Consider the following 17278-nt stretch of genomic DNA (forward strand, 5'->3'; position numbering starts at 1 on the left):
ATCATTCAAGTAACTACAACTCAGGAGACACTTGGCTATGGCTGAATCAGCCCATCAAGAAACTCATGGATTTCAAACCGAAGTAAAACAATTACTTCAATTGATGATCCATTCGCTTTACTCAAACAAAGAAATATTCTTACGTGAATTAGTCTCAAATGCGGCCGATGCTGCAGATAAATTACGCTTTAAAGCCCTGTCTAATGACAGCTTATACGAAGGCGATGGTGATTTACACGTGAAGCTCAGTATCGATAAAGACGCTGGCACTATTACCATTGCCGATAATGGTATTGGTATGAATAAAACCGATGTGATTGAACATCTTGGTACGATCGCTAAGTCTGGAACTAAAGAATTCTTTGGTAAATTGTCTGGTGACGATGCCAAAGATTCGCAACTTATTGGTCAATTCGGTGTGGGTTTTTACTCTGCATTCATCGTTGCTGATAACGTTACTGTGCGCACTCGTGCTGCTGGTGATGACACGGCACAAGGCGTGCAATGGCAATCAGCTGGTGAAGGTGAGTTTACTATTGCCGATATCGAAAAAAGCAGATCGCGGTACAGAAATTACTCTGCACTTAAAAGAAGATGAAAAAGAATTTTTGGACGATTGGCGTTTACGTTCAATTGTGAGCAAGTACTCTGACCACATCAGCATTCCTGTCAAAATGTTCAAAGAAGAAGAGCCTGAGCGTGATGGACCTGATGACACTAAAATTCCTGCTGTGCCGGCATTTTGGGAAGCGGTAAACAAAGCGACTGCTCTTTGGACCCGTGATAAGTCTGATGTAAGCGAAGACGAATACAAAGAATTCTATAAACACATATCGCATGACTTCAGTGATCCCATGACGTGGTCGCATAATAAAGTTGAAGGTAAAACGGAATACACTAGCTTGTTATATATCCCGAGCAAAGCACCGTTTGATATGTGGAACCGTGATCATAAACACGGACTTAAGCTTTATGTACAACGCGTTTTCATTATGGATGACGCAGAACAAATGTTGCCTACCTATCTTCGTTTTGTAAAAGGTTTGTTGGATTCAAATGATTTGCCGCTGAATGTGTCTCGTGAAATTTTGCAAGACAACAAAGTCACCCAAGCAATGCGTCAAGGTTGCACGAAACGTGTATTACAGATGCTTGAAAAAACCGCTAAAAATGATCCTGAAAAGTATCAGGCATTTTGGGCTGAGTTTGGTAACGCGTTAAAAGAAGGTCCAGCTGAAGATCAAGCCAACAAAGAAAAAGTGGCTGGTTTGATGCGTTTTGCTTCAACGAGTACAGACTCTGAAGCGCAAACAGTTTCTCTTGCTGACTACATTGGTCGCATGCAAGAAAAACAAGAGAAAATATACTACATCACTGCAGATAACTATAAAGCAGCTAAATCTAGCCCACATCTCGAAATCTTCCGTAAAAAAGGTATCGAAGTGTTGTTAATGGCTGATCGCGTAGATGAGTGGTTAATGTCTCACTTAACTGACTTCAATGAAAAATCGTTTCAATCCATCACCCATGGTGCATTAGATTTGGGTGATTTAGATGACGAAGACAGTAAAAAGGCTTTAGAAGAAGCAGAAAAACAGGTTGAAGGTTTAGCTGAACGTGTTAAAACTGCATTAGGCGACAAAGTGAAAGATGTTAAATTTACTCATCGCTTAACAGACTCCCCTGCTTGTATCGTCGCAGATGAACAAGGTATGACCACTCAAATGATCAAGTTGATGCAGGCTGCAGGTCAACCTGTACCTGAAGCGCAGTACCATTTTGAAATGAATCCTGAACATCAATTAGTTAAATTATTGGCTGATGTGCAAGATGAAGAGCAGTTTTCTCAATGGACTGGTGTGTTGTTTGATCAAGCTTCATTGTCAGAACAAGGCAGTTTGAAGGACCCAGCTAGCTTTGTGCAAAACTTGAACAAGCTACTATTAAGCTTAGCTAAATAGGCCCATTAAGGCTTACATTAAGATAATAAAAACGGGCTTAGATGCCCGTTTTTGTATTAACGGCTTAAAAGTTTGTTTTATACGACCTATGTCTTATATTTAAAGCCTTAATACTGTTGTAACTTTAAAGTTGAATGTGTAAAGTTGCGCCCCTACTTTTTAAATCAAGTTATTGATCAGAGGACACAGCATGCGCATTATTCTTCTTGGTGCTCCTGGTGCAGGTAAGGGTACCCAAGCCCAATTTTTAATGGGTAAGTTCGGGATCCCACAAATTTCAACTGGCGACATGTTACGCGCAGCGATAAAGGCTGGTTCAGAGCTTGGTATAGCTGCAAAACGTGTAATGGATGAAGGTAAACTCGTTTCTGACGAATTGATTATTGGTTTGGTAAAAGAACGTATAACCCAAGCTGATTGTGCAAAAGGTTTTTTGCTAGACGGTTTTCCACGCACTATTCCACAAGCTGATGCAATGCAAGACGCTGGAATAAAAATCGATCATGTTATCGAATTTGATGTGGGCGACGAAGTAATTGTAGAACGTATGAGCGGTCGCAGAGTTCACCCTGATTCTGGCAGAGTGTATCATCTTCGCTATAATCCACCGATGGTTGAAGGAAAAGATGACCAGACGGGTGATGACTTAGCTATTCGTCCAGACGATGAAGAACAGACTGTACGTAAACGTCTTGGTATTTATCACGAGCAAACTAAACCATTAGTTAATTATTATACTCAGTTAGCTGCTGAGGGCGATTGTGCTTACCATAAGATGGATGGCACTCAAGCTGTTCAACTTGTCAGCAGTCAGTTAGAGACATTATTAAGTTAATTAAACTTTATTTTAGTTTGATTGAAGCCTGCGTATAGTGGGCTTTTTTGTGGCTTTTTTTTTATTTGTTGGAGTGATTGTATGCATACCCCCATTACAGCTTTTTATGCAGGGTTATTGGGTATCTTATTTTTATATCTTTCCGTTCTCGTTATTAAAGGTCGGTTTAGTAAAAAGATACCCCTTGGTAATGGAGGTGACCATCACTTCCAACAAGTTATCCGTGCCCATGGCAATTTTAGCGAATATACACCCATTGTACTTATCTTGCTTTTTGTCGCCGAGGTAAACCTAAGTCCCCCCATTATTTTACATCTGGCGGGTACTGCGTTGTTATCTGGCCGTTTTCTTCATGCATTTGGGTTACGTAGACATTCTGGATCGAGTTGGCAAAGGATATCTGGCATGTTGCTGACATTTGCATCATTGATAATATTGTCAGTCATGAATATTTTAGTTTTATACCGCTAAGTTATTCGTTTGTTCAATGTAAAAAAAACGGCGCTCACTGGGCGCCGTTATTGTTAACAGTTAATTCAGGGAGAGTTGTTTAAAGTTTATTTGATATTTTCAATCAGCTTACTACCTATCTCTATTTTTCTTGGCTTTTTCGACTCTGGCACCACACGTTCTAAATCAACATGTAATAAGCCATTCTCTAAGTCAGCAGCTAATACTTTAACGTGATCTCCTAGCTGGAATTTACGTTCAAAACTTCGCTCTGATATGCCTTTGTGTAGAAACTTACGTTCTTCCTTAGTGGAAGCGTCTTTATTGTCTTTTGCTACTTTAATGCCAATGACCTGTAAGGTATTTTCTTGCACTTCTATGCTCACTTCATCTTTAGCAAATCCAGCAATAGCCATAGTAATACGGTATTTATCTTCAGCCAATAATTCAATATTGTAGGGAGGGTAAGTAGATTGTTTTTCGTTTTTTGACGCAGTGTCCATCATTGATGCTAAGTGATCAAAACCAATGAAAGAACGGTAAAGTGGAGATAAATCGATGTTACGCATTGTGTATATCCTCGTAAATTAAGCAATATAAAATTTAATTTGTCCCGAATATTCGGCGACGTTTTTGGTATGGATTTCCTATCACCAAACCCAGTATGGGCTGTGTTATCTAATGTGAGATTACACGTAAGAAACAAGTCCTATGTTTCTGTGTCAACCCTTTCGGCGTCAACATAATATATATGTAGATTACATATTGTTTTTCAACGATAAGGTCTAAATTAATTGTATTTTAATCTGCAACCAATTGAAATTTATGCAAAATAAAATATTATTTATTTTAAGTCTTTTTCAACTGCAGCAAGTGTATGAATAAATGTAGTGTCATAAAGTGTATTTTTTGTATGGCTTTTATCCAGTAATAAACTTATCTCTGTACAGCCTTAAATGATCCCTTGCGCATCTCGCGGGGTTAAATTTTGTATGATATCTAAATATTGTCCGCGGGATTGCTTGTCTACTATACTATATCCAAGCATAACGCTTAGTATATAACGCGATGAATAATCTCTTACTTATCGTCAATGGGAACCAACACATTAATCGAAAATATATCAGTTACCTGTTCTTGTAAAAGCCCTATTGCACAGTGAACTTTTTACCAGACAGCCCGATTGTATTCAAAGCATCTGATATAAGTTGTGCACCAGTAGCATCAGCAATATGCAGTAAAGGTATATTCACAACGTCAGAAACTTGTGATGCTACTTTATGCACAGTATTGGTAGAGATTAGAAAAAAAATCAGTACACGCTGCTTCAGGCGACTTAGCTAAAGCAGATAAAATATCCACGGTTTTTGCCCATTAACGTGATGTTGTAAAGCTTCTATTTCTGCGAAGTCAACACTGACCATGACACGTTTTGTAGCATGCAATCTAGCTAACTATTTTTTAATACTTTGGTTAATGAATTGATAATAACTCGCCATTGACTCATAACTCATGTTTCCAATCAAGCCGATTATTTTCATCACTACCCCAAGCTATTTAAAACAAAGTGTTAGGTTCATTTCATCACTAAAAAAACCGTAATAATGTAAAACCCAGCGTTTGCTGGGTTGTATATAGATCCATCTATTTTTACGCTCGAAGCTTTTATTAGCAACCGTTAAAAACTATATTGCGCACCAACCGAAAACGTCTGTGTTTTGTTAGGGCGAGCCCCATAAGGTTGTCTACTGACTATATTTTGTTCGTCAGTTAAATTTTCGATGCGAGCGAATAGTTTCAGCGCATCAGATACTTGGTAGTTAGCACTGATATCCACAGTCAAGCTACTATCCGTTTTCTCAAACGCTGCGCAAGACGCTTTTACACATACTGCGTCAACGTATACACCATTGACGTAAGCAGACCAATTATTGCCTTCTAAGCCAAGAGATACTTGACCTTGGTTTTCTGGAATATAAGGGATGGAGTCACCCGCGCTCACATCACCAAAAAAAGCAGTGTCGGCGATGTCTGTATCAAATGCACTGTCGATATAGGTATAGGTGATATTAAGTGGAACGCTGATGTTATTAAATTCAGTCAGTTCTGTTTTTAGAACAAATTCAATACCTTGCACTGTTGCCGCATCACCATTAAAGGCGTCACCAATTTCACAGTCACTGCCTGAAGAAGCGGTACACTCACCTAATAAATTATCATAGTCGCTTAAGAAATAAATGGCTTCTGCATTAAGTGTATTATTGGCAAAACGAAAACCAAATTCATAGTTAATCGCTTCTTCTTCTCGTACCCCAGATGAGTTGCTTGGGGCAGTGAATCCTTTATGCGCACCGGCTACTAATGTGAAATTGTCATTCATTTTATATAGTGCCCCTAAACCTGGCAAAATGACCTGCGTGTCGTTTTTGCGATCATCGCGAAACGTGCGTGTTTCACCATTGTTGAAACGTGTACGCTTTTGTTCGATATCTTCAAAGCGTAAACCTGGTGTGAATACCCAATTACCCAATTCGATGCGATCATAGATATGCATAGCTAACGCTTGTGCTTCTTGTACACGATTTCCAGCATTACCTAATTCACCCAAGTCATTGAGTTGCAATTTCCCGTTAAGTTGCTGGTACGTGCTGTTACGTTGTAAACGGTCTTCTTCGTCTTGATGTACTCTTAAGCCCACTTCCAATTGGTGTTTAACTTCACCAATTGTTTTGTCCCAGTATAGGCCAAATTGAATGCCGCGAGAGAAGTATTCACGGGCATTAGCGCGTATTTGAATACTACCTTGGGCAGTATCGATACCGCCATCTAAAATACCTTGTAGTTGGTTTGCGCTGAGGCCATTGAGGCTTTCATTATTATTCAGTGCAGAGATAACGTTTGACCAACTAGTTTTAGAAAAATCTTGGGCATTGTCGCTGCCATCAAAATCAATGCCCTCAGTTTTAAACCAATTACGTTCATGTTGGTTGTTGTAGGCTGTGGCTGTGAAATTAAAATCATCGTTGATTTTGAAGCCATAACGGAGAATCACTTGGCTATGTTCGGTGGAGATATTATCGAGTTCAGACATGCCATAACGTCTCGTACTGTTTAGGCTAAAATCTGTATCAGTTAATCCCAAATAACTTTGATTCGAGTCTTGGTCAGTCATTTGTAATTTTAGCTCAGCACTGTGAGCAGAGTTGATTGGTGCATAAGCGAGCTTTACAGTTAAATCTGAAACATCTAAACCGGTATTGGTATCACTTCGGTCAATATCTTGAAATCCATCAGATTGCCATTGGTGCGCCTCAACTAGATAACCAAAACCATTATCGCGTGTATCACCATAATTGGCATGAAGGCGGTAGGTGGCACCTTGAGCCGCTTCTAGGGTGACTTGTCCACCTTGAATTTCTGGGATCTGTGTAGACACCATATTTAATGCGCCACCTATCGTATAAGGGCCTTGAGTAATTGCGGCCGGACCTTTGACAGCTTCAACTGCGCTCATACGGCCCATAGTAGGGAAATAATAGGCTGAAGGAGCAGAGTAGGGCGCTGGAGCAATCAAAATATTGTCCTCAAGTAGCGTTATCCTGCCACTGCGCTCTGTTGCCACACCTCGGATACTTATGTTTGGACGCAAGCCATAACCGTCTTCGACTTGCACAGACACACCTGGAATTTGGCGAATAACTCTTTGGATATCGCTATAAACAAACTTCGCTAACTCTTCTTCACCAATATATTGCGCTGCACCAGTGGCGGCTTGCGCACTTGTTGCGCTACCGAAAATGGTCACCGTTTCGACTGCGGCTTTGGGTGAGTGTGCAAGGGCACTATTTGCTGATATCACCAGGGCAACGGTGGACGCAAGGATGCTTCTTTTCATTAATTACCTACCTGTATCTCAGTTAAGAATAAATCGTTAAATAGTATGAATTTGATAGGTAGGATAATAATTTAATATTAATCTAAATGCAAATGATTCTTAATAAGAATTGCATAATTCAGTCATTAAAAAACCGACAAAGTTGCCGGTTTTTATTTTTGATTCAGAAAAGTGTTATGTTTAGTTAGATATTTGTTGCCGCTTTTAAGTAACGATTAAAATTAGCTTGGTTATTGTCTTTCAACCATTGGCATTGTTTAGCAGAGTAGATGGCTATGTCGTAGCTGCGTGCCATACCCTCAACGTTTTCCTTTTTACCTGCATAGAACTTTTCGGCCAACATTATGTTGTCTGCATCACACGTGCTTGAAAAATACTCCGGCATTCTAGTCATATGATAGGCTGGGATTTTTTTTGATAGAGCATCAAAGTTCTTGTCTAACCAAACATAAAACATAGTTTGATCATCCAAGCCGCTTATCGCAGCATACACATTAGTCATTGCGTTGGCAGGACTGACATGATCCGACAGGGCAAAGTCTAAGGTTTTTGAGATTTGTTGCTCATCGCTAAAAATCATAGCACGGCTGATTGTGCCGCGAATATTTGCATCTGTATTGGCAACATAAAAGTCTCTTAGTTTTGTAAACCAATCTTGATCATTAAAGCGAGCCATATACCTTAATGCACTAGTAGCAATGTTTCTGGGGACACTTGTAGGATCTGCCAAATACTTATTAGCTAGCTGTGCACTGACTTTTTCTACTTTAGGTGTATTGGCATAACGACTTATCATACCGTACACTGAGCCACGCAAACGTGTGGTATCGGTTGAATCGCCAGGTTTATCTTCGACACCTAAACGTTCGAACCAAGGTGTAAGTTTTTTAGCAATAAATCGACCAAATATGGCCTCGTTATCTTTGTCTACCAAATACAGAAAGTCACTCATGGTAGACACTACAGCTGCGCCAATCATAGAATTACTGTCATCAACTAAAGCATCCATTACCGTCATCATTTCACCTAACTCAATTTCACCCGCTGAGAACAGGGCTTCAGTATTATAGAGTAGGGATTTTTTCTCCCGCACATTTAATACTGATAAATCGTCTAGTAGGGCGGCTAATTGCTCCGCTGATACTTTCCAGCGCATATAACCCATGGCGTTTTCGTTCGGGAAAATCCAGTCTGCCTCAGCAAGTTCAATGGCCGATTGTTTGGCTGTATTTAGGAACAAATTTATGCGAGATACTTTACCATTTTTCTTATAACTAATGGCAAGTGGTACGATCCAAGTTTGCTCTTTTACCGCTGCTCCTTTTTCATGATAACGAGTTTGGCTAATCTCGCCATTTGCCGAAAATCTGACTAATGGATAACTGGGTTGTTCTAGGTAAGTTTTCATCATAGCTGGTACATCGAAATCGGCCACAGTTGACAACACCTTCCATAGGTCATCGGCCTGAGCATTGCTAAATGCGTTGTTTTTCATATAAGTCTGAATGCCTTTTTGGAAAGCTTCTTCGCCTACCATGGACTCAATTAGCTGCAAAATAGACTCACCCTTACTGTAATTTAAGCCTAGACCATCCATAACATCCGTTTGACTTTTCACCACTTTTTTAACTGGTTTAACCGTTGGGCTGGCGTCAGCACCAAAGGCACCTTCTTGCACTAATCGGCCTTTGAAGTTTTGTTCTGGGTATAGGTCCATCATCACTTTACTGGCCATCCAAGAGGCGAAAGCTTCGTTAAGCCATAAATCATCCCACCATGCCATAGTGACTAGATTGCCGTACCACATATGCGCTAATTCATGGGCAATCACGTTTAGTGTACTGCTTTGTTCGGCTAAGCGAGGTTCATCATCAAGCAACAACAAACTACTGCGATAGGTCACTAGGCCAACATTTTCCATTGCACCAAAAGTAAAATTAGGTACAGCAACAAAATCCAACTTTTGATAGGGATAAGCAGAGCCAAAATAACGTTCTAGATTTTGCAATATGCCAGCGGTGTTTTTGGCCGCAAACTTAGTACGCTGTGACTGACCCTTGGGAGTGTATATTTTGCCTGGCACACTTAAATTGGGGATGTCATAAGCGTCTAACTCCCCAACCGCTAGGGCGACCAAATAAGTGGGCATAGGTTTGGTCTTATTAAATTCGACTGTCTGCCAACCGTCTTTAACTGTGCGTTTATTCACTAAGGTATTGGATAACACAGTGTGTTTTTCAGGGGACATCACAGTTACCTGATAGGGGATTTTAAATCCTGGTTCATCAAAACTAGGAAAAGCTCGTCGGGCATACATATCTTCAAATTGCGTAAATACATAGTTTAACCCCTCAAACTTTGATAGATACATGCCATCTGATGTGGTATTGAAATTTCCATCAAATACAATATGTAAGGTGTAACGGTTGGCCGCAATTTTCTGGGTGGCTTTAGCCTGTTGGATATCGTAGTCATGTGATGAAACAGTAAGAGGGATAAGGATGTCACCATTAGTCAAGTAAGCTTGTTGAATGTTGAGGTCCTTTTGGTAAAAACCAATGATGTCAGTGGCCTCTGTTACATCTATTATAATGGTCGTTTCACCGCTAAATGTAGGGCTATCTGGGTCAACTTTTAGCGTAATCTGCTGAAAGCTGGGTTTGATCAAGGTGGATAATCGATAGGCGGTTTCTTTGGCATAGCTGTTGACAGAAATAGTCATACTTAGCATAAGCCATAAACACAAGTGTTTAAGCTTCATATAGTTTCCTGAAAATGTTTTATGATGAGTCCAAATGACTCTAGCCTGAGCACCCTAGATACAATATTAAAAAATGCAAGATTGAAATGGTTAATAAATGTGTATTAGTGATGAGTTGAGTGCCAAAAAAGTGTACAAAAAAAGGCGCTGATGCGCCTTTATCTGGACTAAGTTGTACTTAAGCTGTGATAGGAAACTGATAATCCGCTAAACTTTTTCTCAAAGCCAGCTTATTCAATTTACCAGTGGCGGTATGGGGTAATTCATCAACAAACACCACATCGTCTGGTAAAGATATCTTGTGTAGTTTGTTACGCAAAAACTCTAACAATTGCTTTGTGGTTACGCTTGTTCCTGCTTGACGAACTACCACTAGTAGAGGGCGTTCTGTCCATTTTGGGTGGTAACGTCCAATCGCTGCTGCTTCGGCTACGTCTGGGTGATTCACTGCTGCATTTTCAATTTCTATTGAACTTACCCATTCACCACCAGTTTTAATCACATCTTTGGTACGGTCTGTAATTTGCAGATAACCTTGTGGATTAATAGTGGCGACGTCACCGGTATCAAACCAGCCAAGTTCATCCACTGGACAACCTTCTGAGCCAGGCACTTGAGATAAACCATAATAACCGCTGGATACCCAAGGGCCACGCACTTTAAGCGCCCCAAAGGCCACACCATCCCACGGTAGCTCATTATTATTGTCGTCAACAATGCGCATTTCAATACCAAACACCCCTCGGCCTTGTAAACATTGTAAATCGATTACTTCTTCTTCAGACAACTCTTCCATGCCTGATTTTTTGCAGTAAATGGTGCCAAGTGGGCTGGTCTCGGTCATGCCCCAGCCTTGGATTACTTCTACTTCATGTTGATATTTAAACCTTTCGATAATAATTCTAGGACAAGCAGCACCACCCACGCTGGCGCGTTTGAGACTAGGAATGGTTTTACCTGTTTTTTCTAGGTAGTCCAATAAGGCTAACCATATGGTAGGTACGCCAGAACTAAACGTGACTTTTTCGGTTTCAATCAGGTTTTGTAATGATTCACCATCGGCCATTTTAGGCCCGGGCATGACCATTTTTGAACCTGCCATCAATGAAGCATAAGGTGCACCCCATGCATTGACATGAAACATTGGCACTATGGGCAAGGTGGTTTCTTTGTAAGAAGCCGCGACCACGTCTGGCATACTGCCACCCAATGCATGTAGAAGGGTTGAGCGGTGGCTATACACCACACCTTTGGGATTACCCGTTGTGCCTGAGGTGTAACACATAGCGCTGGCAGTATTCTCATCAAATTCAGGCCAATTAAAGGAAGTAGACTGCTTGCTTAAAAGTGTTTCATAACACATCACATTAGGTAACGTTGTATCAGGCATGTGAGCTTCATCAGTTAAAATGATGTAACCCTCTACTTTAGGAAGATGATCTTTTAGGGCTTCAAGTAAAGGGACGACCAACAAATCCACAAAGATAAATTTGTCTTCTGCGTGATTGATAATGTAGTTTACTTGCTCAGGAAACAACTTAGGGTTGATGGTATGACACACCATACCACTGCCAGAAACACCATAGTAAAGTTCGAGATGGCGATAATCGTTCCAAGCTAAAGTGCCGATACGATCACCAAATTTAGCACCTAGCCCGGCTAAGGCATTCGCCAACTGACGGCTGCGATTAGCAAAGTCTTTATAAGTATGCCTGTGTCTCGGGTTATCTGCAGTAACAGAAACAATCTCCGAATCCGGGAAGTTCTTATCTGCATGTCTAAGTATAGAGGAGATCATTAACTGGGAATTCATCATCAAGGCTTGCATATTTTTTCCTTTAAATTAACTGGTGCTTACAAAAGCACAAAACGTTTAAATCACAGAGGGCAACTGGTGCCGCGCATTGAATTCACAGAGGAAAAGAAAATTAAGTTTCTAACAATTTGCTCCTCTATGGAGCGAAACCTCTGTGTTGTCTGTGGTTAATATTTTTTCTTATCTTTTTTCGTAATTTACCAAGCTGTCACGCCGCCATCGATGGCGATAGTTTGTCCCGTCATGTAAGAATTACCTGGAGATAAAATCAATAACATGGCATTGACCACTTCTTGTGGTTTAGATAAACGTTTCATGGGTGTTCCTCTGGCTAATTGGGCTTGTCCTTCTTCTGAAGCAAATTCACCCAAAATAGCTGTGGGGCTGTAGAAAGGGCAAATCGCATTGCAGCGGACACCTTTTCTGGCATATTCTACCGCGGCCGTTTTGGTTAAACCTACTACTGCATGTTTGGCTGCTGCATAAGCTCCGCCTTTTGGCGCTCCGCCTAGACCAGCTAGAGAGCTGATATTCAATACATGGCCCTCGCCTTGTTTCAGCATCGCCTCTATTTGATATTTCATGCCAAATAGTACGCCATTGACGTTGACGTTAAATTGGCTGTTCATGGTGTCTTCAGTCAATTTATGTAAAGGGATGAGGCCGTGAGCAATACCTGCATTGTTGACGCCAATATCCACTCGGCCAAATTTCCCCAAGGCTTTATCTACCATGTTTTTACAGTCTTGTTCTTTGGAAACATCACATAACATCGACATTGCGTTATTTTGTTCTGGTAAAGACGCTAGTGTCTCATCTAAATTTTGTTTATTGATGTCACTTATCACCAACTTACATCCACGTTTAGCTAGCCCTTGTGCTAACAAACGGCCAAAACCACCTCCTGCTCCGGTAATCAGTGCTACTTTTCCGGTAAAATCTAATAACTCATCCATTAAATTGTTCCTGCTCTTCTTATTTAGAATTCAAATAGGGTTAGAATTCATAAAGGTTAGTAATACGTCAGCTAATTTATTTCCTTGATCCTCTTGCAAAAAATGTCCACCTTTCTCAATGGTCGTATGCACTTGACCTTGGCAGCCAGGAATAAGTTTTTGCATGATTTTGTCACCGCCAGCTGTAACAGGATCTGAATCACTGAAGGCGGTCATAAAAGGTTTGTCAAATTGCTGCAGGGTCTGCCAAGCTAACCTGTTGGCATCGCTGGCAGGATTATCTGGGGTAGTCGGTACGAGAAGAGGAAACTGCCTGGCTCCCGCTTTAAATGTCTCGTCAGGAAAAGGTGCGTTATAAGCAGCCAATACATCAGTACTGAGGGGGGCAACAGTGCCACCTTTAAGGATCCCGGCTACCGGAAACACTTTTACTTCTTGAGAAAAGGTTTGCCAATTCAAGAATGCCTCGTTGGGTGAATGGTCGCCAGTCGGGAGCATAGTGTTGGCAGCCAAAACCCGAGCAAATAAATCAGGGTGTTCGGCAACTAAACGTAATCCCAATAATCCGCCCCAATCTTGACAAACCAAGGTTATATCTCTCAGATTTAGTTGAATGATAACTTGGCGTACCCAATCAAGATGTCGCTGATAAGTATAATCACTTCGCTTGGTGGGTTTATCTGATTTTCCAAAACCAATTAAATCTGGCGCTATTACTCTGTAACCAGCTTGGATAACAGGATCAATCATCTTACGATATAAATATGCCCAGCTAGGTTCACCATGCAGCATTAGAACAACATTGGCATCACTTGGGCCTTCATCTACATAGTGTAGTTTTAACAACCCCCCTTCATTATCATTCACTTGCAAGTAATGAGGCGTGTAACGAAAGTCTTTTATTTGTTCGAAACAATGCTCAGGAGTTGTCAAAAATTGCAAAGCTGATCTCTCAATGTAATGAATTTGTAAAATAATTGTTTGTAGAACACCAAAAGTGCCATGAAAAGTCAACTTGCTCAGACTAATACAGGATTATCTATTTAATGAATAGAAGCAGTGCATAGGTTACTTACACCAATAAAGCCTGTTTATTCTGCAGTATAAAATCAATAAATTAGAATGATTGGGAAGGGTGGCCTAGTATCCTCAGTAAATATTAAGCTGGTAAGAGGTCTACATGAGCCAAGTTGAATCCAAAGCAGTCAATCGTGACGCGGTAAGCTACGAACTAATTGAAACGCCATCTGGAAATAAAATAGCGTTGTTATGGATGCAAAATCCTCCTGTTAATGCATTGTCTAAATCCGTTCGTGTTGGACTTATAGAATATTTACATGCCGCTGTTGCTGATGAGTCAGTCGAGGTGATCGTTATCTCGTCTAAACAGAACTTATTTTCTGGCGGAGCTGATATCAGCGAATTTTCAGGTGGTGATTTAGAGCCCAATTTACCTGCAGTATTAGATGTGATTGAAAATTCACCCAAACCAGTGGTTGCTGTCTTAAATGGCCCAGCATTTGGTGGGGGTTTGGAAGTGGCCTTGTCTTGTCACTATAGAGTGACGTTCGCATCCAATAAAGTGGGATTACCTGAAGTGAATTTAGGTATTTTGCCAGGAGCCGGCGGAACACAACGTTTGCCACGATTAGCAGGCGTTCAACAAGCGCTAGACATGATTGTTTCTGGTCGCCCTGTTGCCGCTAAAAAATTACCTGGTGTATTTGATGTTGTCGTCGATAGTCCAGAAACCTTGCTTAATAGTGCATTAACGTTTTGCGAAGAAGTGATTGCTGGTGGTAGTAAAGTACGTAAAACGTGTGATCTGAAGATTGATGTTAGTACAGCCCCAAAAGAATTATTTGCTCATTACCGTAAAGGGCTAGCAACTAAGGCTAGAGGTTTCTTTGCACCTGAACGTTGTATTCAAGCTGTTGAAGCATCGATTGCATTACCTTTTGCACAAGGTTTAGTGCGTGAAGGTGAATTGTTTATGGAATGTATGCGTTCTAAAGAAGCGCGAGCGCAACAGCATTTCTTCTTCGCTGAACGTGCTGCATCCCATGTCAAAGATTTTGACAAAGAAACCCCTATAAGAGATATCAAAAAAGTCGGTATTATTGGCGCAGGTACTATGGGGGGCGGTATTGCGATGAACTTTGCCAACGCGGGTATTCCTGTAACAATGCTTGAGCTTAAACAAGACGCCTTAGATAAAGGTTTGGCGCTTATTCGTAAAAACTACGAAAACTCAGCGAAAAAAGGCAAACTCACTGCAGAGCAAGTCGAAGACAGAATGGCATTATTAACGGGTTCAACACAATACGCTGCTTTAAGTGATGTAGACCTAGTGATTGAAGCTGTATTTGAAAAGATGTCAGTCAAACAAGAAGTATTCAAAGCTTTAGACGCTGTGTGTAAGCCCGGCGCGATTTTAGCCTCTAATACCTCTACGTTAGATATTGATGAAATAGCTGAAGCCACGAAGCGCCCAGAAGATGTGATTGGTTTGCATTTCTTTAGTCCTGCCAACGTAATGAAATTGCTGGAAGTCGTTAAAACCAGCCAAACATCACCTGAAGTGATTAAAACCACTATGAAAATGGCAAAGAAGATCAATAAGGTTGCTGTATTAGTGGGTGTTTGTTTTGGGTTTGTCGGTAATCGCATGATTGAAACATACGGCCGTGAAGCGAGCCGTATGATGCTTGAAGGTGGTACGCCAGAACATATCGATAAAGTGATTTACGATTTTGGTTTACCTATGGGACCTTTCACTATGGGGGATATGGCGGGGCAGGATATTGGTGCTTTTGTACGTGAATCACGCCGCGAATTTATTAAGCATGATCCCACTTATTGCATCTTATCTGACAAATTAGTCGCACAGGGCAGGGTAGGGTTAAAAGCCGGTAAAGGTGTGTATTTGTACGAAGCCGGTAGCCGTAAACCTATTCCTGATCCAAGTGTTCTTGAGCTAGCGAAGGAAGTAGCTGCAGATTTAGGCGTGGCGCAACGTGACATCAGTGATCAAGAAATTATCGAACGGATTATTTTCCCTATGATAAACGAAGGTGCGTTGATCTTGGATGAAGGCATTGCTGCAAAGTCTAGCGATATCGATGTGATTTATGTGTACGGCTATGGCTTCCCTGTTTATCGCGGTGGACCTATGCAGTATGCCGATGAAATTGGCTTAAAAACAGTATATGACGCTATGTGTAAATATCGCGATGAGCTAGGCGAACATGGTGAAAACTGGTTTGAGCCCGCTCCATTATTGAAAAAATTAGCAGAACAAGGCAAACGATTCGCTGACCTATAGTCATTGATGTGTGTCTTACCACTAACCAATTTAAGTAATTTATAGAGGATCTTATGAAAGAAGCAGTCATTGTATCAACCGCGAGAACTCCGATCGGCCGTGCTTATAAAGGCGCATTCAATAACTTGGAAGCCCCAAGTTTAGGTGGCCATGCTATCCGTGAAGCAGTAAGAAAGTCTGGTATTGACCCCGCCAGTGTTGATGACGTGATAATGGGCAGCGCTTTAACCCAAGGCAGCGGCGGCATGAATATTGGTCGTCTTGCTGGACTCGCTGGAGGTTTACCTACGTCTGTATCTGGCATGACCTTAGACCGTCAATGTAGCTCAGGTATGTACGCGATTGCCACAGCAGCAAAACATATTATTACTGACAACGTACCCGTAATGGTTGCAGGTGGACTGGATTCTATTAGCTTAGTGCAAAACAAATCGATGAATACTCACCGAATGGTTGATCCAGCCTTGGCTAAAATGCACAAAAATATCTACATGCCTATGTTACAAACAGCTGAAATAGTCGCTGCTCGCTACGGTATTAATCGTGATGTGCAAGATGAATATGCTTATCGCAGCCAAATGCGCACCGCAGCGGCGCAAGTGGCAGGTAAATTTGATGATGAAATTGTACCGGTAAATGCGACTAAAGTGATCATTGACCGCGAGACTAAAGTAGAAAGCTTTCAAGAAGTAACTTTAACTAAAGATGAAGGCAATCGTGCTGAAACCACCTTAGAAGGTCTGAATAATTTAAAGCCTGTTATTGAGGGTGGCGTTATCACTGCAGGTAATGCGAGTCAATTATCTGACGGCGCGTCTGCCAGTGTCTTGATGAGCAGTAAACTAGCTGAACAACAAAACCTCACCCCATTAGGCGCTTATCGCGGTATTGCCGTTGCAGGCTGCGAACCAGATGAAATGGGCATTGGCCCTGTTTTCGCTATTCCAAAACTGCTTAAGCAGCATGGCTTAACCATGAACGATATTGGGTTGTGGGAGCTAAACGAAGCGTTTGCTGTGCAAGTATTATATTGCCGCGATAAGTTAGGTATTGATGACAATATTCTGAATGTTAATGGTGGGGCTATTTCGGTAGGTCACCCTTACGGAATGAGCGGCGCACGTATGGTTGGCCACGCCTTGATTGAAGGTAAACGCCGTGGTGCTAAATTTGTTGTTTGTACTATGTGTATTGGTGGCGGTATGGGTGCTGCAGGTTTGTTTGAAGTTTATTAATAGAAATTAGCTCCGAAAAAAAGCAGCTAAAGACAAAATATACG

Annotated in this window: 10 protein-coding genes and 1 pseudogene; 5 read left to right on the forward strand and 6 right to left on the reverse strand. The window is 41.2% G+C overall.

Annotated elements, in window-relative coordinates:
* The first annotated feature begins 37 nt into the window (after window positions 1-37).
* The 3 genes and pseudogenes from htpG to Q0Y52_RS06200 all read left to right on the forward strand — a co-directional run bounded on the left by htpG (window position 38) and on the right by Q0Y52_RS06200 (window position 3267).
* Window positions 38-1961: pseudogene (htpG, locus tag Q0Y52_RS06190) on the forward strand (molecular chaperone HtpG).
* 190 nt (window positions 1962-2151) lie between these two features.
* Window positions 2152-2796: an adenylate kinase gene (adk, locus tag Q0Y52_RS06195; RefSeq protein ID WP_297819445.1), complete on the forward strand. Its 645-nt coding sequence runs from the start codon at window positions 2152-2154 to the stop codon at window positions 2794-2796.
* A gap of 81 nt (window positions 2797-2877) precedes the next feature.
* Window positions 2878-3267 (forward strand): MAPEG family protein, encoded by a 390-nt coding sequence (locus Q0Y52_RS06200; protein ID WP_297819449.1) that lies wholly within the window; start codon window positions 2878-2880, stop codon window positions 3265-3267.
* Window positions 3268-3353: 86 nt separating this feature from the next.
* On the opposite strand, the gene Q0Y52_RS06205 is transcribed toward Q0Y52_RS06200, so the two are convergent.
* The 6 genes from Q0Y52_RS06205 to Q0Y52_RS06230 form a co-directional block, all read right to left on the reverse strand.
* A complete protein-coding gene (locus Q0Y52_RS06205) occupies window positions 3354-3815 on the reverse strand; it encodes an Hsp20 family protein (RefSeq protein WP_297819452.1) in 462 nt (153 codons plus the stop codon).
* A 1109-nt stretch (window positions 3816-4924) separates the two neighbouring features.
* Complete coding sequence (locus tag Q0Y52_RS06210) at window positions 4925-7141, reverse strand: TonB-dependent receptor (RefSeq protein ID WP_297819455.1); 2217 nt, start codon at window positions 7139-7141, stop codon at window positions 4925-4927.
* Between the two features lie 184 nt (window positions 7142-7325).
* Entirely contained in the window at window positions 7326-9902 is a 2577-nt protein-coding gene (locus tag Q0Y52_RS06215) for a M1 family metallopeptidase (protein ID WP_297819458.1), read from the reverse strand.
* Between the two features lie 178 nt (window positions 9903-10080).
* A complete protein-coding gene (locus Q0Y52_RS06220) occupies window positions 10081-11730 on the reverse strand; it encodes a long-chain-fatty-acid--CoA ligase (RefSeq protein ID WP_297819461.1) in 1650 nt (549 codons plus the stop codon).
* Between the two features lie 185 nt (window positions 11731-11915).
* Entirely contained in the window at window positions 11916-12674 is a 759-nt protein-coding gene (locus tag Q0Y52_RS06225; protein ID WP_297819464.1) for an SDR family oxidoreductase, read from the reverse strand.
* Window positions 12675-12704: 30 nt separating this feature from the next.
* On the reverse strand, window positions 12705-13616 hold the full coding sequence (locus Q0Y52_RS06230) for a haloalkane dehalogenase (RefSeq protein WP_297819467.1): 912 nt from the start codon (window positions 13614-13616) through the stop codon (window positions 12705-12707).
* A gap of 238 nt (window positions 13617-13854) precedes the next feature.
* Between Q0Y52_RS06230 and Q0Y52_RS06235 the strand changes: the two genes are divergently transcribed.
* Window positions 13855-15999 carry a 3-hydroxyacyl-CoA dehydrogenase NAD-binding domain-containing protein gene (locus tag Q0Y52_RS06235; protein WP_297819470.1) on the forward strand — a complete coding sequence of 715 codons (2145 nt, stop codon included), beginning with the start codon at window positions 13855-13857 and terminating at the stop codon, window positions 15997-15999.
* A 53-nt stretch (window positions 16000-16052) separates the two neighbouring features.
* The gene (locus tag Q0Y52_RS06240) at window positions 16053-17234 is read left to right on the forward strand and encodes an acetyl-CoA C-acyltransferase (protein WP_297819473.1); all 1182 of its coding nucleotides are present in this window, start codon (window positions 16053-16055) and stop codon (window positions 17232-17234) included.
* The last annotated feature ends 44 nt before the right edge of the window (window positions 17235-17278 follow it).

Source organism: uncultured Paraglaciecola sp., from assembly GCF_943787955.1.
GTDB lineage: Bacteria > Pseudomonadota > Gammaproteobacteria > Enterobacterales > Alteromonadaceae > Paraglaciecola.

Bases quoted from the DNA above. Each gene is read 5' to 3' on its own strand.
- Q0Y52_RS06215 (WP_297819458.1), bottom strand. From the start codon at position 9,902: ATGAAGCTTAAACACTTGTGTTTATGGCTTATGCTAAGTATGACTATT.
- Q0Y52_RS06225 (WP_297819464.1), bottom strand. From the start codon at position 12,674: ATGGATGAGTTATTAGATTTTACCGGAAAAGTAGCACTGATTACCGGA.
- Q0Y52_RS06210 (WP_297819455.1), bottom strand. From the start codon at position 7,141: ATGAAAAGAAGCATCCTTGCGTCCACCGTTGCCCTGGTGATATCAGCA.
- Q0Y52_RS06235 (WP_297819470.1), top strand. From the start codon at position 13,855: ATGAGCCAAGTTGAATCCAAAGCAGTCAATCGTGACGCGGTAAGCTAC.
- Q0Y52_RS06220 (WP_297819461.1), bottom strand. From the start codon at position 11,730: ATGCAAGCCTTGATGATGAATTCCCAGTTAATGATCTCCTCTATACTT.
- Q0Y52_RS06240 (WP_297819473.1), top strand. From the start codon at position 16,053: ATGAAAGAAGCAGTCATTGTATCAACCGCGAGAACTCCGATCGGCCGT.
- Q0Y52_RS06200 (WP_297819449.1), top strand. From the start codon at position 2,878: ATGCATACCCCCATTACAGCTTTTTATGCAGGGTTATTGGGTATCTTA.
- adk (WP_297819445.1), top strand. From the start codon at position 2,152: ATGCGCATTATTCTTCTTGGTGCTCCTGGTGCAGGTAAGGGTACCCAA.
- Q0Y52_RS06205 (WP_297819452.1), bottom strand. From the start codon at position 3,815: ATGCGTAACATCGATTTATCTCCACTTTACCGTTCTTTCATTGGTTTT.